The 21,791-nt window shown below is 74.3% G+C and carries 22 protein-coding genes and 1 tRNA gene; 21 read left to right on the top strand and 2 right to left on the bottom strand.

Annotation, left to right across the window (positions count from 1 at the left end; translation table 11 throughout):
• The first annotated feature begins 25 nt into the window (after positions 1–25).
• Positions 26–100, top strand: a tRNA-Val gene (locus TEK04_RS04200).
• A gap of 76 nt (positions 101–176) precedes the next feature.
• On the opposite strand, the gene TEK04_RS04195 is transcribed toward TEK04_RS04200, so the two are convergent.
• Complete coding sequence (locus tag TEK04_RS04195) at positions 177–713, bottom strand: dihydrofolate reductase family protein (protein ID WP_336403061.1); 537 nt, start codon at positions 711–713, stop codon at positions 177–179.
• A 94-nt stretch (positions 714–807) separates the two neighbouring features.
• Here TEK04_RS04195 and TEK04_RS04190 point away from each other — a divergent pair, with 94 nt between their 5' ends.
• The 18 genes from TEK04_RS04190 to TEK04_RS04105 all read left to right on the top strand — a co-directional run bounded on the left by TEK04_RS04190 (position 808) and on the right by TEK04_RS04105 (position 18,707).
• On the top strand, positions 808–1,188 hold the full coding sequence (locus TEK04_RS04190) for an HNH endonuclease (RefSeq protein ID WP_432277313.1): 381 nt from the start codon (positions 808–810) through the stop codon (positions 1,186–1,188).
• A gap of 121 nt (positions 1,189–1,309) precedes the next feature.
• Positions 1,310–3,361: a threonine--tRNA ligase gene (gene thrS / locus TEK04_RS04185; RefSeq protein ID WP_336403059.1), complete on the top strand. Its 2,052-nt coding sequence runs from the start codon at positions 1,310–1,312 to the stop codon at positions 3,359–3,361.
• Complete coding sequence (locus TEK04_RS04180) at positions 3,358–3,897, top strand: HIT family protein (RefSeq protein ID WP_336403058.1); 540 nt, start codon at positions 3,358–3,360, stop codon at positions 3,895–3,897. Before thrS ends, TEK04_RS04180 begins: the two co-directional genes overlap by 4 nt.
• Positions 3,897–4,511 (top strand): phosphatidylinositol phosphate synthase, encoded by a 615-nt coding sequence (gene pgsA / locus TEK04_RS04175; protein ID WP_336403057.1) that lies wholly within the window; start codon positions 3,897–3,899, stop codon positions 4,509–4,511. Before TEK04_RS04180 ends, pgsA begins: the two co-directional genes overlap by 1 nt.
• On the top strand, positions 4,508–5,422 hold the full coding sequence (locus TEK04_RS04170) for a phosphatidylinositol mannoside acyltransferase (RefSeq protein WP_336403056.1): 915 nt from the start codon (positions 4,508–4,510) through the stop codon (positions 5,420–5,422). Before pgsA ends, TEK04_RS04170 begins: the two co-directional genes overlap by 4 nt.
• Positions 5,419–6,684, top strand: coding sequence for a glycosyltransferase family 4 protein (locus tag TEK04_RS04165; RefSeq protein WP_336403055.1), 1,266 nt, complete (start codon positions 5,419–5,421; stop codon positions 6,682–6,684). The genes TEK04_RS04170 and TEK04_RS04165 overlap by 4 nt, the downstream gene beginning before the upstream one ends.
• 22 nt (positions 6,685–6,706) lie before the next feature.
• Positions 6,707–7,225 (top strand): hypothetical protein, encoded by a 519-nt coding sequence (locus TEK04_RS04160; RefSeq protein WP_336403054.1) that lies wholly within the window; start codon positions 6,707–6,709, stop codon positions 7,223–7,225.
• Between the two features lie 54 nt (positions 7,226–7,279).
• Complete coding sequence (pdxS, locus tag TEK04_RS04155) at positions 7,280–8,194, top strand: pyridoxal 5'-phosphate synthase lyase subunit PdxS (protein ID WP_336403053.1); 915 nt, start codon at positions 7,280–7,282, stop codon at positions 8,192–8,194.
• Entirely contained in the window at positions 8,191–8,808 is a 618-nt protein-coding gene (pdxT, locus tag TEK04_RS04150; RefSeq protein WP_336403052.1) for a pyridoxal 5'-phosphate synthase glutaminase subunit PdxT, read from the top strand. The genes pdxS and pdxT overlap by 4 nt, the downstream gene beginning before the upstream one ends.
• 31 nt (positions 8,809–8,839) lie before the next feature.
• A complete protein-coding gene (locus tag TEK04_RS04145; RefSeq protein ID WP_336403051.1) occupies positions 8,840–9,592 on the top strand; it encodes a YebC/PmpR family DNA-binding transcriptional regulator in 753 nt (250 codons plus the stop codon).
• Between the two features lie 139 nt (positions 9,593–9,731).
• Positions 9,732–10,328 carry a crossover junction endodeoxyribonuclease RuvC gene (gene ruvC / locus TEK04_RS04140; protein WP_336403050.1) on the top strand — a complete coding sequence of 199 codons (597 nt, stop codon included), beginning with the start codon at positions 9,732–9,734 and terminating at the stop codon, positions 10,326–10,328.
• Complete coding sequence (gene ruvA / locus TEK04_RS04135) at positions 10,325–10,975, top strand: Holliday junction branch migration protein RuvA (RefSeq protein WP_336403049.1); 651 nt, start codon at positions 10,325–10,327, stop codon at positions 10,973–10,975. The genes ruvC and ruvA overlap by 4 nt, the downstream gene beginning before the upstream one ends.
• On the top strand, positions 10,972–12,045 hold the full coding sequence (gene ruvB, locus TEK04_RS04130; RefSeq protein WP_336403048.1) for a Holliday junction branch migration DNA helicase RuvB: 1,074 nt from the start codon (positions 10,972–10,974) through the stop codon (positions 12,043–12,045). The genes ruvA and ruvB overlap by 4 nt, the downstream gene beginning before the upstream one ends.
• A gap of 149 nt (positions 12,046–12,194) precedes the next feature.
• Positions 12,195–12,551: a preprotein translocase subunit YajC gene (gene yajC, locus TEK04_RS04125; protein WP_336403047.1), complete on the top strand. Its 357-nt coding sequence runs from the start codon at positions 12,195–12,197 to the stop codon at positions 12,549–12,551.
• A gap of 1 nt (position 12,552) precedes the next feature.
• On the top strand, positions 12,553–14,238 hold the full coding sequence (gene secD, locus TEK04_RS04120; protein WP_336403046.1) for a protein translocase subunit SecD: 1,686 nt from the start codon (positions 12,553–12,555) through the stop codon (positions 14,236–14,238).
• On the top strand, positions 14,235–15,608 hold the full coding sequence (gene secF / locus TEK04_RS04115; RefSeq protein ID WP_336403045.1) for a protein translocase subunit SecF: 1,374 nt from the start codon (positions 14,235–14,237) through the stop codon (positions 15,606–15,608). Before secD ends, secF begins: the two co-directional genes overlap by 4 nt.
• A complete protein-coding gene (locus TEK04_RS04110) occupies positions 15,605–16,177 on the top strand; it encodes an adenine phosphoribosyltransferase (protein ID WP_336403044.1) in 573 nt (190 codons plus the stop codon). Before secF ends, TEK04_RS04110 begins: the two co-directional genes overlap by 4 nt.
• A 97-nt stretch (positions 16,178–16,274) precedes the next feature.
• The gene (locus TEK04_RS04105; RefSeq protein WP_336403043.1) at positions 16,275–18,707 is read left to right on the top strand and encodes a RelA/SpoT family protein; all 2,433 of its coding nucleotides are present in this window, start codon (positions 16,275–16,277) and stop codon (positions 18,705–18,707) included.
• Positions 18,708–18,912: 205 nt separating this feature from the next.
• Here TEK04_RS04105 and TEK04_RS04100 read toward each other — a convergent pair whose 3' ends face one another.
• Complete coding sequence (locus TEK04_RS04100) at positions 18,913–19,755, bottom strand: peptidylprolyl isomerase (RefSeq protein WP_336403042.1); 843 nt, start codon at positions 19,753–19,755, stop codon at positions 18,913–18,915.
• A 79-nt stretch (positions 19,756–19,834) separates the two neighbouring features.
• On the opposite strand from TEK04_RS04100, the gene TEK04_RS04095 reads away from it, so the two are divergent.
• Positions 19,835–20,536, top strand: a complete 702-nt coding sequence (locus tag TEK04_RS04095) for an MBL fold metallo-hydrolase (RefSeq protein WP_336403041.1) — start codon at positions 19,835–19,837, stop codon at positions 20,534–20,536.
• Entirely contained in the window at positions 20,533–21,789 is a 1,257-nt protein-coding gene (hisS, locus tag TEK04_RS04090) for a histidine--tRNA ligase (RefSeq protein ID WP_336403040.1), read from the top strand. Before TEK04_RS04095 ends, hisS begins: the two co-directional genes overlap by 4 nt.
• Positions 21,790–21,791 lie beyond the last annotated feature (2 nt).

The following is a 21,791-nucleotide window of genomic DNA, read 5'->3' as shown; positions in this document are numbered from 1 at the left end:
GCACACTGGTCGCCGCACCGCAGCCGGGCGATTGGCTCAGCGGTAGAGCGCTTCGTTCACACCGAAGAGGTCACTGGTTCGATCCCAGTATCGCCCACCACGAACGGCCCCCGTCCTCGTCGAGGACGGGGGCCGTCGGCGTTCCGGACAGGCCCTGCGCCAGTCGGGGCCGTGGCTCAGGCGGGGCCGTGGACCAGGTGGACCACCCCGTTGCTCAGCGGCCGGGCGTCCAGCAGGGCCAGCGGGGTGCGCGGCGCCCCTTCGGGGAACAGCCGGGGGCCGGTGCCGAGCGCGACCGGGTAGACGAACTGGTGCAGCTCGTCGACCAGTCCGTCGGCGAGCATCGCCCGCACCAGCGTGACGCTGCCGCTGACGTAGAGGTCGTGCTCGGCCTTCAGCGCCCGCAGGCGGTCGGCGTCGTAGGGGAGCACCTGGGCCGGGCCCCAGCCCGGGTCGGTGAGCGTCGCGGAGACGACGTGCTTGGGGGTCTCGTTGAAGAACGGGGCGCCGGGGTCGTCCTCGGCCGTGCGGGTGGACCAGGCCAGACCGAACATCTCGTAGGTCCGGCGGCCCAGCAGGATGCCGTCGGCACCGTCGGTCAGCGTGCCCACGGCGGCGGCCAGGTCGTCGGGGAAGCCGTAGTCCACCGTCCACATCGGGGCGTCGACCACGCCGTCGACGGTGGTGAACTCGTGCACCTTGATGCTGCCCATGGGTCGCTCCTCGCTCGGGGGTTCGTCAGGGGGATCGACCCCGACGGTCGCCGGGAATCATCGGCGGCGGCGGGACGGCCCGAGCAGGGGGACCATGGCGGGGGTGAGCGCCCAGCCCGACCGCGCGGCACGCCTGGCGGCGGCTCTGGACCGGGACGGGCCCACCTGCGTGTGGTGCGGGCGCGCCTTCGACCGGCACGTGCGACCCACCACCGAGCACGTCGTGCCCCGGGTGCGCGGCGGGCCGTCGTGGGCGGAGAACGAGGTGGCCGCCTGCAGCCGCTGCAACGCGGCCCGTGGGCACCGGGGGGCCGTCGAGTGGTTGGCCGAGTGCCGCGCCCGGGGGTGGACGCCGGACGCCGCCCGGGTCGCGCGGGCCCTGGAGTCCCTGGCGGCTGCGGTCGCCGAGCGGGGTGGGCAGCGCCGGGCCCGGCCGCACCTGGACGCCCAGCTGCGTCGCCTGCGGGCGGGCTGATCGGCGCCGGGACGGCGGCTGACCACGCGGGCTGGCCGACGCCCGCCGAACGCACGTGGTCCGGACAGGGGCGGGCCGTACTCTCGCGGTGTCCCTCTGCGCCGTCCCCAGGAGTACTGCTGTGCCAGCCGCGCCCCCCGCCCCCGCCGTCGCCGCCGTCCAGGTGCCGGGTGGGACCACGGCGACCCAGGCGCTCAAGGACGCCGGCGTCCCGCTCAAGGGCCCCGACGCCGCGGTCGTCGTCCGGGTCGGCGGCGAGCTGAAGGACCTGGCCTGGGCCCCGGAGGTCGACACCGACGTGGAGCCGGTCCCGGCGTCGAGCCCCGACGGCCGGGCCGTCATCCGGCACTCCACGGCGCACGTGCTGGCCCAGGCGGTCCAGGACCTCTTCCCGGGCACCCGGCTGGGCATCGGCCCGCCGGTGGAGAACGGCTTCTACTACGACGTCGACCCAGAGAAGCCGTTCACCCCCGAGGACCTGCAGGCGATCGAGAAGCGCATGCAGGCCATCGTCAAGGAGGGGCAGTTCTTCGCCCGCCGCGAGATCAGCGACGACGACGCCCGCGCGGAGCTGTCCCACGAGCCGTACAAGCTGGAGCTCATCGGCCTCAAGGGCGGTGCCGGCGCCGACCTGTCCGAGGCCGCCGAGGGCGCCGACGTCGAGGTCGGTGGCGCCCAGCTGACCATGTACGACAACCTCGACCCGAGGTCGAAGGAGCGGGTCTGGACCGACCTGTGCCGCGGCCCGCACCTGCCCCGCACCTCGAGCATCCCGGCCTTCGCCCTCACCCGGGTGGCCGCTGCCTACTGGCGCGGCGACGAGAAGAACCCGCAGCTGCAGCGGGTGTACGGCACCGCGTGGGAGTCCAAGGACGCCCTCCGCGCCCACCAGGAGCAGCTGGCCGAGGCCGAGCGGCGCGACCACCGCAAGCTGGGCACCGAGCTCGACCTCTTCAGCTTCCCCGAGCAGGTCGGGTCCGGGCTGGCCGTGTTCCACCCCAAGGGTGGCATCGTGCGGCGCGAGCTGGAGAAGTACAGCCAGCAGCGGCACGAGCAGGCCGGGTACTCCTTCGTCAACACCCCGCACATCACCAAGGGCCAGCTGTTCGAGACCTCCGGGCACCTGGACTGGTACGCCGAGGGCATGTACCCGGCGATGCAGCTGGACGAGGAGCGCGACGCCGAGGGCCACGTCCGCCGGCAGGGGCAGGACTACTACCTCAAGCCGATGAACTGCCCGATGCACAACCTGGTCTTCGACTCCCGGGGGCGCTCCTACCGCGAGCTGCCGCTGCGGCTGTTCGAGTTCGGCACCGTCTACCGGTACGAGAAGTCCGGCGTGGTGCACGGCCTCACCCGGGCCCGCGGCTTCACCCAGGACGACGCGCACATCTACTGCACCCCCGAGCAGATGGCCGGCGAGCTGGGGGCGCTGCTGGACTTCGTGCTCGGGCTGCTGGCCGACTACGGGCTCAGCGACTTCTACCTCGAGCTGTCCACCCGCAACCCGGAGAAGTCCGTGGGCACCGACGAGAGCTGGGAGCGGGCCACCGAGGCGCTGCGCCAGGCCGCCGTCGACTCCGGGCTGGAGCTGTTCCCCGACCCGGGCGGCGCGGCCTTCTACGGCCCCAAGATCTCGGTGCAGGCCAAGGACGCCATCGGCCGCACCTGGCAGATGTCGACCATCCAGGTGGACTTCAACCTGCCCGAGCGCTTCGGCCTGGAGTACACCGCGGCCGACGGGTCCCGGCAGCGGCCGGTCATGCTGCACCGGGCGCTGTTCGGCTCCATCGAGCGGTTCTTCGGGGTCCTGACCGAGCACTACGCCGGTGCCTTCCCCGCGTGGCTGGCCCCGGTGCAGGTCGTCGGCATCCCGATCACCGACGAGCAGGTGCCCTACCTGGACGACGTGGCCGCCCAGCTGCGGGCCCGGGGCATCCGGGTCGAGGTCGACGACTCCGACGACCGCATGCAGAAGAAGATCCGCACCGCCGCCAAGCAGAAGGTGCCCTTCGTGCTCATCGCCGGGGCGACCGACGCCGAGGCCGGCGCGGTGTCCTTCCGGTACCGCGACGGCAGCCAGCGCAACGGGGTCCCGGTCGCCGACGCCGTCGAGGCGGTCGCTGCGTGGGTGGCCGACCGGCGCAACGACGACCCCACCGGGGCGCCGTGAACCCCGACGACGGCGGCCCCGGCTCGGTCTTCGAGCAGCTGTGGACCCCCTACCGCATGGCCTACATCCGGGGGGAGAACAAGCCCACCGGGGACCACGACTGCCCGTTCTGCCTGATCCCGGCCATGGACGACGAGGAGGGGCTGGTGGTGGCCCGCGGGACGACGGTCTTCGCCGTGCTCAACCTCTACCCCTACAACGCCGGCCACCTCATGGTGGTCCCGTACCGGCACGTGCCCGACTACACCGACCTCACCGCCGAGGAGGTCGCCGAGCTGGGGTCGTTCACCCAGACGGCGATGCGGGTGGTGCGCGGGGTCAGCGGCGCGCACGGGTTCAACATCGGCATGAACCAGGGGTCGGTGGCCGGGGCCGGCATCGCCGACCACCTGCACCAGCACGCCGTGCCCCGCTGGGGCGGGGACACCAACTTCATGCCGGTCGTGGGTCTGACCCGGGTCCTGCCGCAGGTGCTGCGGGAGACCCGGGCCCTGCTCGCGGACGCCTGGCCCCGTGCCGTGGGGTCGGCCGACTGATGCTGGGTGTCAACCTCCGGCCCGCCGTCGCCCGGGTCTGGGCGCCCGTGGTGCGCACGCTGGTGCGGCTGGGGGTGACCGCCGACGCCATCACCGTGATCGGCACCGTCGGGGCGGTCGTCTCGGCCGTCTTCCTCATCGGCAACGGCTGGCTGTGGTGGGGTGCGGTCGCGGTCACCGTGTTCGTCCTGCTCGACATGCTCGACGGCGCGCTGGCCCGGGCCCGCGGCGGTGGGTCGGTGTTCGGCGCGGTGCTGGACTCCACCGGCGACCGGGCCGCCGACGCCGCGATCTTCGCCGCGCTGGCCTGGTGGTTCTCCGGCGCGGGGGACAACCGCATGGTGGTCTGGCTGGCGCTGACCTGCCTGGTGCTCGGCGTCCTCACCTCCTACGTCAAGGCCCGGGCCGAGGGCATGGGCCTGCGTTGCGACGTCGGCCTCGTCGAGCGCACCGAACGCCTGATCCTCGTGCTGGTGGGCACCGGCTTCACCGGCATCGGCATCCCCTACGCCCTGCAGGTGTGCCTGTGGGTGCTGCTGGTGGGCAGCACCATCACCGTCGGGCAGCGGTTCGCCGCGGTCCACGAGCAGGCCGCCGGGCGCACGCTCCGGTGAGCGCCCTGCGCGACCGGCTGGTCGACGCCGGGTACGCGGCGGGCTGGGGTGCGGTGAAGGCCTTGCCCGAGCCCCTGGCCCGCACCGCCTTCGACCGGGCCGGCGCGTGGGCGGCCGGGCGCGACGGGCGCGGCGTGCGGCAGCTGCGGGCCAACCTGCGGGTCGCCACCGGTGCCGACGGCCCCGAGCTGGACGCGCTGACCCGCGACGCCGTGCGCTCCTACGCCCGGTACTGGCTGGAGGCCTTCCGGCTGCCCACGCTGGGCACCGCCCGGGTGCTCCGGGACAGCACCGTGCCCGGCCGCGAGCACATCGAGGCCGCGCGGGCCGCCGGCCGGCCGATCGTGCTGGCCCTGCCGCACAGCGGCAACTGGGACGCCGCCGGCGTCTGGTTCGTCGACTGGCTGGGCGAGCCGTTCATGACCGTCGCCGAACGGCTGCGGCCCGAGCAGCTGTACCGGCGCTTCCTGGCCTACCGCGAGTCCCTCGGCTTCCGGGTGGTGCCGCTGACCGGCGGGGACCGACCCAGCTCGGCGCTGCTCACCGAGTGGTTGCAGGCCGGCCGGTCGGTGTGCCTGCTGGTCGACCGAGACCTGTCCGCGTCGGGCATCCCCGTGGACTTCTTCGGGCGCCCGACCAGGATGCCCGGCGGCCCGGCATTGCTGGCCGCGCGCACCGGCGCGGTGCTCCTGCCCGTGGTGTGCAGCTTCGCGGGCGACGGCTGGCGGCTCACCGTGCACCCCGAGGTCGACGTCCACGGCCCGGGCCGCCTGCGCGACCGCGTGCGGGCCGGCACGCAGGGCATCGCCGACGCGTTCGCCCGCGGCATCGCGCAGGCCCCGGCCGACTGGCACCAGCTGGGCCGCATCTGGGCCGACGTCCCGCCGGACCCACCGCGGGCACGACGATGAGGATCGGGCTGGTCTGCCCCTACCAGTGGGACGTCCCCGGCGGCGTGCAGTACCACGTGCGCGACCTGGCCGAGACCCTCCGCGCGCTCGGCCACCACGTCGAGGTGCTCACCCCGGCCGAGCACGAGGAGAACGTGCCCGCCCCGCACGTCACCTGGGCCGGTCGCGCCAACCCGGTGCCCTACAACGGCTCGATGGCCAGCTGGCAGTTCGGGCCGGTCTCGGCCAACCGGGTGCGGCGGTGGCTGCGCGAGGGCCGGTTCGACGTCGTGCACGTGCACGAGCCGGCCCCGCCGTCGGTCTCGCTGATGGTGTGCATGCTGGCCGACGGACCCATCGTGGCGACCTTCCACGCGGCGAGCGTGCGGTCGAAGTGGCTCATGGCCTGGGGGCCGGTCGTGCGGCCCTGGCTGGAGAAGATCGCCGGGCGCATCGCGGTCTCGGACTTCGCCCGGCGGCTGCAGGTGGAGCACCTGGGCGGCGACGCCGTCGTCATCCCCAACGGCGTGCACGTCCCGGCGTTCGCGGAGGGTCCGCCGCTGGCCGGGTACCGGCGGGGGAGCGGCACCCCCACGGTCGGGTTCCTCGGCCGCTACGACGAACCCCGCAAGGGGTTGCCCGTGCTGCTGGAGGCCATGCGCACCGTCGTCGGCAGGCTCCCGGAGGCGCGGTTGCTGGTTGCCGGGCGCGGCGACCCCGACGAGCTGCGGGCCCTGCTGAGCCCCGACCTGGCGCCCTCCGTCACCCTGCTGGGCGAGCTCAGCGAACCGGACAAGGCCGCCTTCCTGCGGTCGGTCGACGTCTACTGCGCCCCCAACCTCATGGGCGAGAGCTTCGGCATCGTGCTGGTGGAGGCCATGGCGGCCGGGGCGCCGGTGGTGGCCGCCGACCTCGACGCGTTCGCCCGGGTGCTGTCCGACGGGCCGGGCGGCCCGGCGGGCGTGCTCGTCCGGCGCGGTGACGCGACGGCCCTCGGGCGGGAGCTGGTGGACCTGCTGGCCTCCCCGGAGCGCCGGGCCGCGTTGGCCGCGGCGGGCAGCCGCCGGGCCCAGGACTACGACTGGTCCACCGTCGCCCACCAGATCCTCGCCGTCTACGAGACGGTCGCGCCGCCCGGTGCCGGCCAGGTCACCGCCGGCGACGACGACCCGGCCGACGACCCGGCCGAGGGCCCGGCGGGGGGCCCGGCGGGGGGCGCCCGCACGGGTGCCTCGCCGGAGAGCGTCCTGCCCCGGTGGCTGCGCCGCGGGGGGCACGTCTGAGGCAGCGGTAGCCTCCTGCGGCGTGACCCCGCCCGGTTCGGCCCTGCTCGTGGCCGGCGTCGTCGTGCTTCTGCTCCTGGGGTGGGTCGCGTTCACCCTCACCCGCCTCCGCCGCCTCGAGGGGCGGGTCGACCGGGCCTGGGACGTGCTCGACACCGCCCTCGCCCGCCGGGCCGACCTGGCGGCTGCCGCTGCGCGCGAGCGGCCCGCCGTCCTGGGCGAGGAGCGGGCGCGGGCGCTGGCGTCGGCCGTCGCGCAGGCCCGCCGGCCACCCGGTGGTGACCGCGAGGCCGCCGAGAACGCCCTGGGCCGGCAGCTGCGGGACCTCGCGCACCCCGGTGACGAGGTCGACGACGCTGCCTGGCGGGTGGGGCTGGCCCGCCGGTTCTACAACGACGCCGTGCGCGACACCCGCGCCCTGCGCCGGCGTCCCGCCGTCCGGCTGCTGCGGCTGCGGCGCCGCCGGCCGCTCCCCAGGTTCTTCGACATCGACGACGGCATGGACGCCGTCGTCGGGACGGGCCCGCCCAGCACCCGCTGACACCGCTCTACGATTGGACCGCCCACAACCGATCCGCACTGCGAGGCCGCACCCATGAGCGAGAACGTCGCCGCCGAGTCCACCACCCCGAGCACCGGCACCGACCGGGTGAAGCGCGGCATGGCCGAGCAGCTCAAGGGCGGCGTCATCATGGACGTCGTCGACGCCGCGCAGGCCCGCATCGCCGAGGACGCCGGCGCCGTCGCCGTCATGGCCCTCGAGCGGGTGCCCGCCGACATCCGGGCGCAGGGCGGCATCGCGCGCATGAGCGACCCGGACATGATCCAGGGGATCATCGACGCCGTCTCCATCCCGGTGATGGCCAAGGCGCGCATCGGGCACTTCGTCGAGGCACAGGTGCTGCAGTCCCTCGGGGTGGACTACATCGACGAGTCCGAGGTGCTCACCCCCGCCGACGAGGCCCACCACATCGTCAAGACCGACTTCACCGTGCCCTTCGTCTGCGGGGCGACCAACCTGGGCGAGGCGCTGCGCCGCATCTCCGAGGGCGCGGCGATGATCCGCTCCAAGGGCGAGGCCGGCACCGGCAACGTCGTCGAGGCCACCCGGCACATGCGCGCCCTGCGCGCCGGCATCCGGGCCCTGGGCACCCTCGACGAGACCGAGCTGTACGTCGCGGCCAAGGAGCTGCAGGCCCCCTATGAGTTGGTGGCCCTCGTCGCTCGTACGGGCAAGCTCCCCGTCGTGCTGTTCACCGCCGGCGGCATCGCCACCCCCGCCGACGCGGCGATGATGATGCAGCTGGGCGCCGAGGGCGTGTTCGTGGGCTCGGGCATCTTCAAGTCCGGCGACCCGGCCCAGCGCGCCGCGGCGATCGTGCAGGCCACCACCTTCCACGACGACCCGGCGGTGGTCGCCAAGGTCAGCCGCGGGCTGGGCGAGGCCATGGTCGGCCTCAACGTGGACACGCTGCCGGCCGACCAGAAGTACAGCTCGCGCGGGTGGTGAGCACCCCGCTCGTCGGGGTGCTCGCGCTGCAGGGCGACGTCCGGGAGCACCGGGCAGTGCTCGAGCAGCAGGGCGCGCGCACCGTCGCCGTGCGGCGGCCCGAGGAGCTCGACGGGGTCGACGGGCTCGTCCTGCCGGGCGGGGAGTCCACGACCATCGCCAAGCTCGCCGACCGGTGGGGGCTGCTCGAGCCGCTACGCGCCGCCGTCCGCGGCGGGCTGCCGGCCTACGGCTCCTGCGCGGGGATGATCCTGCTGGCCGACCGACTGCTGGACGCCGCTGGTAATGCCATCCCGGACCAGCAGACCATCGGCGGCCTCGACGTCACGGTGCGCCGCAACGCCTTCGGCCGGCAGGTCGACAGCTTCGAGTCCGAGGTCGCGGTCGAGGGCCTCACCGGACCGCCCGTGCACGCGGTGTTCATCCGGGCGCCGTGGGTGGAGGAGGCGGCGGACACCGTGCAGGTGCTCGGCCGGGTCTCGGGTGGACCGGCCGACGGTAGGATCGTCGCGGTCCGCCAGGGCGACGTCGTCGCCACCAGCTTCCACCCGGAGCTCACCGGCGACACCCGCATGCACCGGTTCTTCGTGGATCTGGTGCGCGAGCGGTCCTGACGGACCCCCGACCTGCGAGCGAGGAGACAGCATGAGCGGCCACTCCAAATGGGCGACGACGAAGCACAAGAAGGCCGGCCTCGACGCCAAGCGCGGCAAGCTCTTCGCCAAGCTGATCAAGAACATCGAGGTCGCGGCCCGCACCGGTGGTGGTGACATCAACGGCAACCCCACGCTGTACGACGCCGTCCAGCGGGCCAAGAAGTCCTCGGTGCCCAACGACAACATCGACCGCGCGGTCAAGCGGGGGGCGGGCCTGGAGGCCGGCGGCGTCGACTACTCGACGATCACCTACGAGGGCTACGCCGCGGCCGGGGTCGCCGTCCTCATCGAGTGCCTGACCGACAACAAGAACCGCTCGGCCATGGAGGTCCGCACCGCCATGACCCGCAACGGCGGCTCGATGGCCGACCCGGGCTCGGTGTCCTACCTGTTCAGCCGCAAGGGCGTCGTCGTCGTCCCCTCCGCCGGCACCACCGAGGACGACGTCATGCTCGCCGTGCTCGACGCCGGCGCCGAGGAGGTGCGCGACCTCGGCGACACCTTCGAGGTGGTCTGCGAGCCCACCGACCTCGTCGCCGTCCGCACCGCCCTGCAGGACGCCGGGATCGACTACGACTCCGCCGAGGCCGGGTTCGTGCCCAGCGTGCAGGTCGAGCTCGACGCCGACGCCGCCACCAAGGTGTTCAAGCTCATCGACGCGCTCGAGGACTGCGACGACGTGCAGAACGTCTACGCCAACTACGACGTGTCGGACGAGGTCATGGAGACCATCGACGCCTAGCAGAAGGACCCCCGTGCCCCCCACCGCTCGCAAGCTCGCGGCGGGACCTCGCACGGGGGCCGGCCGGCGTGCCGCCGGGAGACCGGTCCCTCCGGGGCCTAGACTCTCGAACGCCTGTTCGTACGGTGGGGGGTAGTCGGTGCGCGTGCTGGGGATCGACCCGGGGTTGACCCGGTGCGGGTGGGGCGTGGTCGACGGCCGTCCCGGCGCCCGGCCCACGGCGGTGGGGGTGGGGGTGGTGCGCAGCGACCACACGCTCGCCCTGGAGCTGCGGCTGCTCGAGCTGCACACCGCGGTCACCGCGCTGCTGCGCGAGCACCGGCCCGACGTCGTCGCCGTCGAGCGCGTCTTCCAGCAGAACAACAAGGGGACGGCGACCGGCACCGCGCAGGCCGCCGGCGTGGCGGCCCTCGCCGGGGCGCAGGCCGGCCTGGCCGTGCACTGGCACACCCCGAGCGAGGTCAAGGCCGCCATCTCCGGCAGCGGCCGGGCCGACAAGGAGCAGGTCACGCTGATGGTCACCCGGGTGCTGGGCCTCGCCACGCCGCCCAAGCCCGCCGACGCCGCCGACGCGCTGGCCCTGGCGGTCTGCCACGTCTGGCGCGGTCCTACCCAGGACCGGCTGCGGGTCGCCGCGCTCGCCGCCGGGGCAGGGGTCGGCGCCGCGCCGTTGTCGGTGGCCACCCGGTCGGCCGTGCGTCCGGGCCGGTGGCAGGGCATCGGGAGCGGGCGGTGATCGCCAGCGTCGCGGGTCGGGTCGCCGCGGTGGGTCCCGACGGCGCCGTCGTCGAGGTCGGCGGCATCGGCCTGGCCGTGCAGTGCACACCGGGCACGATCGCCCGGCTGCAGGTGGGCGAGAGCGCCCGCCTGGCCACCAGCCTCGTCGTGCGCGAGGACTCCCTGACCCTCTACGGGTTCGCCGACGACGACGAGCGCCAGCTGTTCGAGCTGCTGCAGACCGCCAACGGGGTCGGCCCCCGGCTGGCCCAGGCGGTGCTGGCCATCCACCCGCCCCGCGACGTCCGGCGGGCGGTCGCCACCGGTGACCTCAAGGCGCTCATGCAGGTCCCCGGCATCGGCAAGAAGGGCGCCGAGCGGCTGGTGCTCGAGCTGCGCGACCGCATCGGCGCCCCCACCGGCGACGTCACCCTCGACGCGGTCGCCGCCGCGGCCGGGGCCACCGGGTCGGCCGCCGTCGCCCCGGTCGCGCCCTGGCGCGACCAGCTGACCACGGCACTGGTGGGCCTGGGCTGGACCGTGCGCGAGGCCGAGGGCGCCCTGGACAAGCTCGCCCCCGTGGTCGATGAGCAGATCAGCGCCACCGGCGGCGTCGACGTCGCCGTCCTGCTGCGCCAGGCCCTGCGGCTGCTGGGCCGCTCGTGACCGAGTCCGACGCCTCACCCTGGGCCGGGGACGAGGAACGGGTCGTCGAGTCGGCGCTGCGCCCGCACTCGCTGGCCGAGTTCGTCGGTCAGCCCAAGGTGGCCCGGCAGCTCGACCTCGTGCTGGAGGGCGCCAAGCGCCGCGGCCGGCCGCCGGACCACGTGCTCCTCTCGGGCCCGCCCGGGTTGGGCAAGACGTCGCTGGCGCTCATCATCGGCGCCGAGCTGGGCACGTCGGTGAAGATCACCTCGGGTCCGGCGATCGAGCGGTCGGGGGACCTGGCGGCGATGCTGTCGAACCTGGCCGAGGGCGACGTCCTCTTCATCGACGAGATCCACCGCATCGCCCGCCCCGCCGAGGAACTGCTGTACATGGCGATGGAGGACTTCCGGGTCGACGTCGTCGTCGGCAAGGGGCCCGGGGCCACCGCCATCCCGCTGGAGATCTCACCCTTCACCCTGGTCGGGGCCACCACCCGCGCCGGGCTGCTGACCGGCCCGCTGCGCGACCGGTTCGGGTTCGTGGGGCAGATGGAGTTCTACTCCACCGAGGACCTGCAGTCGGTGCTGCGGCGCAGCGCCGACCTGCTGGGTGTGGCCATCGACGCCGACGGGTCGGCCGAGATCGCCGGGCGTTCGCGCGGGACCCCGCGCATTGCCAACCGACTGCTGCGCCGGGTGCGCGACTACGCCGAGGTGCGCGCCGACGGGCGCATCACCGAACCGGTGGCCCGGGCCGCCCTGGCGCTCTACGACGTCGACGAGCTCGGCCTGGACCGGCTCGACCGGGAAGTGCTGCACGCCCTGGTCGCCAAGTTCAACGGCGGCCCGGTCGGCGTGGCCACCCTCGCGGTCGCGGTGGGGGAGGAGCCGCACACCGTCGAGGAGGTGTGCGAACCCTTCCTCGTGCGGGCCGGGCTGCTGGCCCGCACCCCGCGCGGACGGGTGGCCACCGAGGCCGCCTGGACCCACCTCGGGCTGCACGTGCCCGAGGGCGTGTGGCTGCGCGGTGGCACCCCGCCGGGCGCGCCCGGCGACCAGCCTGCACCGCCCACCCTGTTCGACGCCTAGACTCCTCCGCGCTGGTGCGCCCACCCCTGGTGGCGCGCGCCCTGCGCCGGTCGCGCCCGCGGGCGCACCGCAGCCGACGTCCCCGACGCGACCGCTCAGCGGCGGCCGCACAACCGCGCCGAACCGCGCGGTGGAGAGGCACGACAACCGTGGAGCAGTTCTTCCCGCTCATCCTGCTGGTGCTGGCCTTCGCGCTCCTCATCGTGCTGCCCGCCCGGCAGCGCAAGAAGATGGCCGCCAACGCCCAGGCCCTGCAGGAGTCGCTGACCGTGGGCTCCCCGGTGATGCTGACCAGCGGCCTGCACGGCACCGTCGCGGCCCTCCGCGACGGCACGGTCGACATCGAGATCGCCCCGGGCGTCGTCGCCACCTTCGCCCGGCCCGCGGTGATGGAGATCCGCAAGCCCGACGGCGCCGTCCTCGACGCGCAGGCCGGTGAGGTCGTGCCGCCGACCGACGAGCGCCCCGGCGGCGTCGACGACGACCCGACCGACCGCAGGAACTGACATGGCATCGCGCCAGCTCCCGGCGTCGCGCTACTTCGGCGCCTTCGTCCTGGTCGTGGCCCTGCTCTACGGCCTGGTCTTCCTCACCGGTTCGCAGCGCACCCCGCAGCTGGGGCTGGACCTGCGCGGCGGCACCACGGTGACCCTCACCGCGCAGGTGCCCGGTGGCGGCACCCCCAGCCGTGAGGACCTGGAGCTGGCGCGGCAGATCATCGAGCAGCGGGTCAACGGCCTCGGCGTGGCCGAGGCCCAGGTCGTCACCGAGGGCGACTCGAACATCGTCATCTCCGTCCCCGGCGCCGACGGCGACCAGGCCCGCGAGCTGGGCCAGACCGCCCAGCTGCGGTTCCGCCCGGTGCTGCAGGGGCCGGAGGCGGCCACCGCCGCCACCGACCCGTCGGCCACCCCCACCGACGGCACCTCGACCGACCCCGCGACGACCGACCCCGCGACGACCGACCCGGCCTCGCCCACCACGGACGCGGCGCCCACCACGGACGCGGCGCCCACCACCAGCGCGGCCCCGACGTCCGGCGGCGACGTCGCCGAGGCGACCCCGGTGTCCCAGGAGGAGGCCGCGGCCGAGTACGCCACGCTCACCTGCGCCACCGACGGCGAGGGCGTCGGCCAGGTCGACCTGCCCGACTCCTACCTGGCCGCCTGCTCCGAGGACGGCACCGCCAAGTACCTGCTGGGTCCGACCGTCATCGAGGGCACCGACGTCACCTCGGCCAGCGCGGGCACCCTGCCGCAGACCGGCGAGTGGATCGTCTCGGTGGACTTCAACTCCGGCGCGGCCTCCACCTGGGCCGCCTACACCGCCCAGGCGGCCGCCTCCGGCGGCGCGGTGGCCATCGTCCTCGACGGCCGGGTGGTCTCGGCCCCCACCGTGCAGAGCGCGATCACCGGCGGCAGCACGCAGATCACCGGCAACTTCACCCAGGTCGAGGCCGACACGCTGGCCAACCAGCTGGAGTACGGCGCCCTGCCGCTGACCTTCAGCCAGGCGACCGCCCAGACCATCACCACCGAGCTGGGTGCCGAGCAGCTCCGGGCCGGCCTCGTCGCCGGGGCGATCGGCATCGCCCTGGTGTTCCTGTACGCGCTGCTCTACTACCGCGCCCTGGGCCTGGTCATGATCGCCAGCCTCGTGCTCTCCGCGGTGGTCGTGTACGCCAGCCTCGTGCTGCTGGGCCGCGAGATCGGCTTCACGCTCAGCCTGGCCGGCATCGCCGGGTTCATCGTCAGCATCGGCATCACGGCCGACTCGTTCGTCGTCTTCTTCGAACGGCTCAAGGACGAGGTGCGCGAGGGCCGCACGCTGCGCAGCGCCGTCCCGCGGGCGTGGGTGCGCGCCCGCCGGACGATCCTGTCCGCCGACGCGGTCAGCTTCCTGGCCGCGGCCATCCTCTACGTGCTGGCGATCGGCGACGTGAAGGGCTTCGCGTTCACGCTGGGCCTGTCCACCGTGCTCGACCTGGTCGTCGTCTTCCTCTTCACCCACCCGCTCATGTCGGTGCTGAGCCGGTTCAAGGCCTTCGGGTCCAGCCGCTTCTCGGGTCTGGGCGCGGTGGACGTCACCCGCCGGGCCAGCACGGCACCCCGGCCCGGTGCCCGGCCGGGCCAGCGCCGCCCGGCCGTCGCCGGCGTCGGCAGCACCGCCAGCAGCGACAGGAGCGACCGATGACCGGGACCCCCCGCGACGGCGACCGGCCCGAGGCCGACGTGCCCGACCCGGAACCCACCGCCGACGCCGCCGCCGACGCCGCCGACGCCACCACCGACGACGCCGACGTGCGGGCCGAGGCGGCCCGCGACGCCGACGACGAGGCGCTCGCCGACGCCGGCCTGCCCGCCGAGGGCGAGGGGACTCCGCCGCCGGCGAGGAAGGCGTCGCTGGCGCACCGGCTCTACAACGGCGAAGCCGGGCTGGACGTCGTCGGGCGCAGCCGCTTCTGGTACAAGGTCACCGCCGTCGTGGTGCTGGTCTGCATCGCGTCGATGGTGTTCCGCGGCTTCAACTTCGGCATCGACTTCGCCGGCGGCAACAGCTTCCGGGTCCCGGGCACCACGGCCGAGCTGTCCCAGATCCGAGAGGCCGCCGAGGAGGCCGGGGCGCAGGTCGCCACCGCCCAGGTGGTGGGGGGCAACACGGTCCTGCTGCGCACCGGGGCCCTGGACAACGCCGGCGAGGCCGCCGTGGTCTCCGCGGTGGCCGACGCCGCCGGGGTCGACGACTCCCGGGTCAGCCCCGAGTCGGTCAGCGCCGACTGGGGCCAGGACATCACCGACCAGGCCCTGATCGCCCTCGTGGTGTTCCTGGCCGCGGTCGTGCTCTTCCTGGCCATCCGGTTCCAGCCCAAGATGGCGGTCGCGGCGATCGCCGCGCTCGCCCACGACATCGTGCTGACCGCGGGCGTCTACTCCCTGGTCGGCTTCGAGGTCACGCCGTCCACGGTGATCGGGTTCCTGACCATCCTCGGCTTCAGCCTCTACGACACCGTCGTGGTCTTCGACAAGGTCGACGAGAACGTCAAGGACCTGGAGAAGGGCGCCCGCATGACCTGGGGCGAGGCGGCCAACCTCGCGGTCAACCAGACGCTCATGCGCTCGATCAACACCTCGGTGATCGCCCTGCTGCCGGTGCTCGGGCTGCTCGTGGTCGGCGTGGGGCTGCTCGGCGTCGGCACCCTCCAGGACCTCGCCCTGGTGCTCACCGTCGGCCTGGCGGCCGGCACCTACAGCTCGATCTTCCTGGCCACGCCCGTGCTGGCCGACCTCAAGGCCCGCGAGCCCGGGGTGCAGGCCCTGCGCACGCGGGTGCTGGCCCGTCGCGCCGCCGACGCCCGCTCGGCCGGCACCGCGACCGCCCCCGGCACCGTGGCCAGTGCCCGCCGCACCCGGCCGACCCGGACGGCGGTGCTGGACCGGGAGGACCTCCCCGAGCGCCCCGAGGCCGTCGAGCAGGTCGAGTCCCCGGCCACCGTGACCCGCACGGTGACCCCGCCCCGGCCCGGGGCCCGGCCGACCCGCCCACGCGGCGGCAAGCGGCGGTGAGCGAGCCCCCGCTCGACGAGCTGGTGGCGGCCGTCGCGGTCGACATCCCCGACTTCCCCGAGCCCGGGGTCGTCTTCCGCGACCTCACCCCGGTCTTCGCCGACGCGGGGGTGTTCCGCCGCGTCGTCGAGGCCCTCGCCGGGTCGGTGCTGGAGGACCCCCGGGTCGGGGCCCTGCGCACCGGGCCGGACGACCCCGGTTTCGACGTCGTGGTCGGGGTGGAGGCCCGCGGCTTCCTGCTCGCCGCCGCGGTGGCCCTGGTCGCCGGCACCGGGGTGGTGCCGGTCCGCAAGGCCGGCAAGCTGCCGCGGGCGACCGTCGCCGCCGAGTACGCGCTGGAGTACGGCACCGCCGTGCTCGAGCTGCACACCGACTCGGTCCGCCCCGGTCAGCGGGTGCTGCTCGTCGACGACGTCCTGGCCACCGGCGGCACCCTGGAGGCCGCCGCCGGTCTCGTGGAGCGGCTGGGCGGGGTGGTCAGCGCCCTCTCGGTTGTGGTCGAGCTGCCGGCGCTGGGTGGACGCGAGCGGCTGCGGCCGCACACCGTGCACGCCCTCTGGACGACGTGAACCGGCTCACCCTCCCGAGCGGTCCGCCCCTGCGACCCCGTGGCTAGCATGGTGGGGGTCCCGTCCCGCTAGGACCCCGCTAGGACCAGGAGCAGCCGTGGCATCCGAGGTGGTGGCATCGCAGGAGGCACCCTCCGGTGCGGCGTCCGACCCGGCGACGGCCGAGCAGCCCGCGCGGGTCGCCCTGCCCGAGCGGCCGGCGGTGCAGCTGCCCGCGACCCGCCCGGCCGACGTGGCGGAGCCGGCCGAGCCGACCTCGGCGGTGCTCGACGGGGTGCCGCGCCGGCGCGTGCGCGACCGCCTCGCCCGCCGCATCGTGGCCGGCCAGCGGTCCACCGTCGTCCGGCCCGTCCTCGAGCCGCTGGCCGCCCTGCACCGGCAGAGCCACCCCAAGGCCGACCTCGCGCTGCTGCAGCGGGCCTACGACGTCGCCGAGACCGCGCACGCCAGCCAGAAGCGCAAGTCCGGTGACCCCTACATCACCCACCCCCTCGCCGTCGCCACCGTGCTGGCCGGCCTGGGCATGGACACCACGACCCTGGTGGCCGCCCTGCTGCACGACACCGTCGAGGACACCGGGGTGGGCCTGGACAGCATCACGGCCGACTTCGGGCCCGAGGTGGCCCACCTCGTCGACGGGGTCACCAAGATCGACAAGGTGCAGTTCGGCGACGGCGCCCAGGCCGAGACGATCCGCAAGATGATCGTGGCGATGGCTAGAGACCCCCGCGTGCTGGTCATCAAGCTCGCCGACCGGTTGCACAACATGCGCACCCTGCGCTTCCTCCCGCCCGAGAAGCAGGAGAAGAAGGCGCGCGAGACGCTGGAGATCCTCGCCCCGCTGGCCCACCGGCTGGGGATGAACACCATCAAGTGGGAGCTCGAGGACCTCGCGTTCGCCACCCTCTACCCGAAGCGGTACGACGAGATCGTGCGGCTGGTGGCCGAGCGCGCACCCTCGCGCGACACCTACCTGGCCGAGGTCACCAGCGCCGTCACCGAGCAGCTCAGGGGCGCCAAGGTCGAGGCCACGGTCACCGGCCGGCCCAAGCACTACTACTCGATCTACCAGAAGATGATCGTGCGCGGCCGAGACTTCACCGACATCTGGGACCTGGTCGGCATCCGCATCCTGGTCGAGTCGGTGCGCGACGTGTACGCCGCGCTGGGCATCATGCACGCGCACTGGCAGCCGGTGCCCGGCCGGTTCAAGGACTTCGTGGCGATGCCGAAGTTCAACATGTACCAGTCGCTGCACACCACGGTCATCGGTCCGCAGGGCAAGCCGGTCGAGCTGCAGATCCGCACGCACGACATGCACCGCACCGCCGAGTACGGCATCGCGGCGCACTGGAAGTACAAGGAGAAGGCCAAGGGCGGGGTCGCCGCCGGGCCGCGCCCCGGCACCGCCGGCGACGACATGCTCTGGCTGCGCCAGCTGCTGGACTGGCAGCGCGAGGCCCAGGAGCCCGGGGAGTTCCTGGAGACCCTGCGCTACGACCTCGGCCCGCAGGAGGTCTTCGTCTTCACGCCCAAGGGCGACGTGATGAGCCTGCCGGACAACTCCACCCCGGTCGACTTCGCCTTCGCCGTGCACACCGAGGTCGGCTACCGCTGCATCGGTGCCCGGGTGAACGGGTCGCTGGTGTCGCTGGACTCCAAGCTGACCAACGGCGACACGGTCGAGATCTTCACGTCCAAGTCCCCGACCGCGGGCCCCAGCCGCGACTGGCTGGACTTCGTCGGCTCCTCCCGCGCGCGCACCAAGATCCGGCAGTGGTTCACCAAGGAGCGCCGCGAGGACGCCGTCGAGGCCGGCAAGGACGCCCTGACCAAGGCCATGCGCAAGGCCGGGCTCCCGCTGCAGCGCCTCATGGGCGGCGAGGCCCTGGCCACGCTGGCCGCCGACCTGCACCACCCCGACGTCAGCGCGCTCTACGCCGCGGTGGGGGAGAACCAGGTCTCGGCCGCCTCCGTGGTCGAGAAGCTGCTGGTCGCGCTCGGCGGCTCCGAGGGCGCCACCGAGGACATCGCCGAGACCGCCATCCCCGCCCGCCGGTCGGTGGCCCGCACCGCCAGCGGTGACCCCGGCATCGTCGTCACGGACATGACCGACGTGTGGGCCAAGCTGGCCAAGTGCTGCACGCCCGTCCCCGGCGACGACATCCTGGGCTTCGTGACCCGCGGCGGCGGCGTCAGCGTGCACCGCACCGACTGCACGAACGCCGCCGACCTGCAGCGCAAGCCCGAGCGCCTGGTCGAGGTCGCCTGGGCTGCCCAGCCCGGCGCGGTGTTCCTCGTCGCCATCCAGGTCGAGGCCCTCGACCGGCACCGGCTGCTCTCCGACGTCACCAAGGCCCTGGCCGACGAGCGGGTCAACATCCTGTCGGCCTCGGTGCAGACCAGCCGCGACCGGGTGGCGGTCAGCCGCTTCACCTTCGAGCTGGCCGACCCCGCCCACCTGGGTGCGGTCCTGCAGACGGTCCGCAACGTCGAGGGCGTCTTCGACGTGGAGCGCGTCACGGCGTGACGTGGGTCGAGCCGGTCGACCCGCGTCCGGCTGACCCCGCGCTCAACCCCGCAGCTCCGCGCGCACAGCGCGCCCGTGCGGGTGCTGGAACCCGAGGACCGGGCCCGGCGCGCAGAACCGACGGCGATGCGCGCCCAGGCTGGTCCGCGGCATCCGTGACCGGCGTGACGGCGCACCCGCTGCACGGGTGCGCCACCGGGCAGGGCTACGCGCTCGGGGTGACCCCGGTGATGGTGACCGGGGTGGCCGGCTGGCCGTCCTGGCTGCCGTCCGCCGTGCCGACGGCGGCGACCTGGTCCAGGACGCCCAGCCCGGCCTCGTCGATGGTCCCGAAGACGGTGTAGTCGGGGGTCAGCTGGCTGTCGCCGTAGACCAGGAAGAACTGGCTCCCGTCGGTGCCCTGGCCGCTGTTGGCCATGGCCAGCACCCCGCGGCCGTAGGTCTCGCTGCCGTCGACCGCGGTGGGGAAGGAGTACCCGGGGCCACCGGTGCCGGTGCCCGACGGGTCGCCGCACTGCAGCACCTTCAGCCCGTCGGAGGTGGTCAGCCGGTGGCAGATCGTGCCGTCGAAGTAGCCCTGGGCGGCCAGCGTCGAGAAGCTCTCGGCCGCGCACACGCCCGGGCCGGTGTAGTCGAGGGTGACCCCGATGTCCCCGGCGCTGGTCGCGATGGTCTCGGCCTGGGTGCCGGTGGGGAGGTCCCCGCTGGGCGCGTCGACGGCGACGGTGCCGGAGCTGCCCTGCGCGTCGTAGGTGTAGGTGCACGCACCCGCGGTGGTGGTCTGGCCGGCCCGCTCGGCGCCGGGACCCGGGGTGGGGGCCGCCGCGGCGCTCGTGGTGGCCGCGGAGCTGCTGGCCGCCGCGGTGCTGTCGTCGTCGCCACCGGTGGTCGTGATGAGCAGCGCGGCCCCGACCACCACCACGACCGCGGCGACGGTGCCGCCGATGAGCAGGTTGCGTCGCCGGGCCCGCTGCTGGGCCGCCCGCCGCTCGAGCTGGCGCTGCAGGTGACGCTGGGCGGCTTGACGACGCTGCTTGTTGCTGACCACGGGTGCGGAGTCTAGGCAGCCTTCCCTGGCCGTCTCCTGGGACACCGGTCGTGTCGGACCCGGGACGTACCCTGCTCGGGTGCTCATCCGCTCGTTCCCCGCCGGCGCGTTCGGCACCAACTGCTACGCGGTGGCGTCCGGTCCGCGTGCCGAGTGCGTCGTCGTCGACCCCGGCATGGACGCCGTCGAGCCGCTGGCGCAGATGCTGGCCGCCGACGGGTTGAAGCCGGTCGCCGTCGTCCTCACCCACGGGCACCTCGACCACACCTTCTCGGTGCTGCCGGTCTGCGACGGGTACGGCATCCCCGCCTACCTGCACCCGGCCGACTCCGGCATGCTGTCCGACCCCGCCCGCTGGCACGGGCCGCAGCTGGCCCCGCTGATCTCCGGCGTGCGGCTGCCCGACCCGGCCGACGTGCTGAGCCTGGACGACGGCGCCGTCCTGTCGCTGGCCGGGGTCGACCTCACGGTCCGGCACGCGCCGGGCCACACCCAGGGCTCGGTCATGTTCTCCCTCGACCTCGACGACTCCCCGGGCCTGCTGGCCGGCGACGTGCTGTTCGCCGGTTCGGTCGGCCGGGTCGACCTGCCCGGGGGCTCGTGGGACGCGATGCTCGGCTCGCTGCGCGACGTCGTCCTGCCGCTCGACGACGCCACGGTCGTGCTGCCCGGGCACGGGCCGGCCACCACCATCGGGCGTGAGCGGTCCACCAACCCCTACCTGGCCGAGGCCGCTGCGTCGACCCCCGGCAGTGCCCCCGCGAAGGGCCGCGGGCTGTGAGCGGCCTCGTCGCCCCCAAGGGCACCTTCGACACGCTGCCGCCGGAGTCGGCGCGGTTCCTCGCCGTCCGCGACACCCTCACCGCCCCCCTGCGCCGGGCCGGCTACGGCTACGTCGAGACCCCGGTGTTCGAGGACACCGCGGTGTTCGCCCGCGGGGTGGGGGAGTCCACCGACGTCGTGTCGAAGGAGATGTACACCTTCACCGACCGCGGCGACCGCTCGCTGACGCTGCGACCCGAGCTCACGGCCGGGCTCGTGCGCGCCTTCATCGAGCACCGCCTCTACGCCGGCGCCCTGCCGGTGAAGCTGTGGAGCGTCGGGTCGGCGTTCCGCTACGAGCGGCCGCAGGCCGGGCGGTACCGGCACTTCACCCAGGTCGACGTCGAGGCCCTGGGTGTCGACGACCCCGCGCTCGACGCCGAGGTCGTCGCGCTGGCCGACCAGGGCTACCGCGACCTCGGCCTCACCGACTACGAGCTGCAGCTGACCTCGCTGGGCGACGCGACCTGCCGGCCGCAGTACCGCGAGCTGCTCACCTCGTTCCTGGCAGGGCTGGACCTGGACGACGACACCCGCCGCCGAGCCGAGATCAACCCGTTGCGGGTGCTCGACGACAAGCGGCCCGAGGTGCAGTCCCAGCTGGTCGACGCCCCGCTGATGGTCGACCACCTCTCCGACGCCACGAAGGCGCACTACGACGCCGTCCGCCAGCACCTGGCCGACCTCGGGGTCGCCTGGGTCGAGGCGCCGCGGCTGGTGCGCGGGCTGGACTACTACACGAAGACCACCTTCGAGTTCGTGCACGCCCGCCTGGGCTCGCAGTCGGGCATCGGGGGCGGCGGCCGCTACGACGGGCTGTCGGCCGCGCTGGGTGGCCCCGACGTCTCGGGCATCGGCTACGCCGTCGGCGTCGACCGCACGATCCTCGCCGTGCAGGCCGAGGGGCTCGACGTCGCCGTCGCGTCCGGCATCGACGTCTTCGTCGTGCACCTCGGGGAGGAGGCCAAGCGGTTCGCCGTCCGGCTGGTCGGGCAGCTGCGCGCTGCCGGGGTCGCTGCCGACACCGTCTACGGCGGGCGCGGGCTCAAGGGCGCCATGAAGGCCGCCGACCGGTCCGGTGCCGCCCGGGTGGTCGTGGTGGGCGAGCGCGACCTGGCCGAGGGCGTGGCCCAGGTCAAGACGATGGCCACCGGCGAGCAGGTCGCCGTCCCCCTGACCGAGCTGGCCACCTCGTTGCGTGCGAGCGTGTGAGC

The sequence above is a fragment of the Klenkia sesuvii genome (genome assembly GCF_037083825.1).
GTDB classification, from domain to species: domain Bacteria; phylum Actinomycetota; class Actinomycetes; order Mycobacteriales; family Geodermatophilaceae; genus Klenkia; species Klenkia sesuvii.
Note: the sequence above shows the minus strand (reverse complement) of the source record. Positions and strands in the feature narration are given on the sequence as shown.

Excerpts from the sequence above, each read along its gene's own strand:
- TEK04_RS04165 (WP_336403055.1), top strand. The coding sequence starts at position 5,419 with ATGAGGATCGGGCTGGTCTGCCCCTACCAGTGGGACGTCCCCGGCGGC.
- secD (WP_336403046.1), top strand. The coding sequence starts at position 12,553 with ATGGCATCGCGCCAGCTCCCGGCGTCGCGCTACTTCGGCGCCTTCGTC.
- secF (WP_336403045.1), top strand. The coding sequence starts at position 14,235 with ATGACCGGGACCCCCCGCGACGGCGACCGGCCCGAGGCCGACGTGCCC.
- TEK04_RS04190 (WP_432277313.1), top strand. The coding sequence starts at position 808 with ATGGCGGGGGTGAGCGCCCAGCCCGACCGCGCGGCACGCCTGGCGGCG.
- TEK04_RS04145 (WP_336403051.1), top strand. The coding sequence starts at position 8,840 with ATGAGCGGCCACTCCAAATGGGCGACGACGAAGCACAAGAAGGCCGGC.
- pdxS (WP_336403053.1), top strand. The coding sequence starts at position 7,280 with ATGAGCGAGAACGTCGCCGCCGAGTCCACCACCCCGAGCACCGGCACC.
- pgsA (WP_336403057.1), top strand. The coding sequence starts at position 3,897 with ATGCTGGGTGTCAACCTCCGGCCCGCCGTCGCCCGGGTCTGGGCGCCC.
- TEK04_RS04195 (WP_336403061.1), bottom strand. The coding sequence starts at position 713 with ATGGGCAGCATCAAGGTGCACGAGTTCACCACCGTCGACGGCGTGGTC.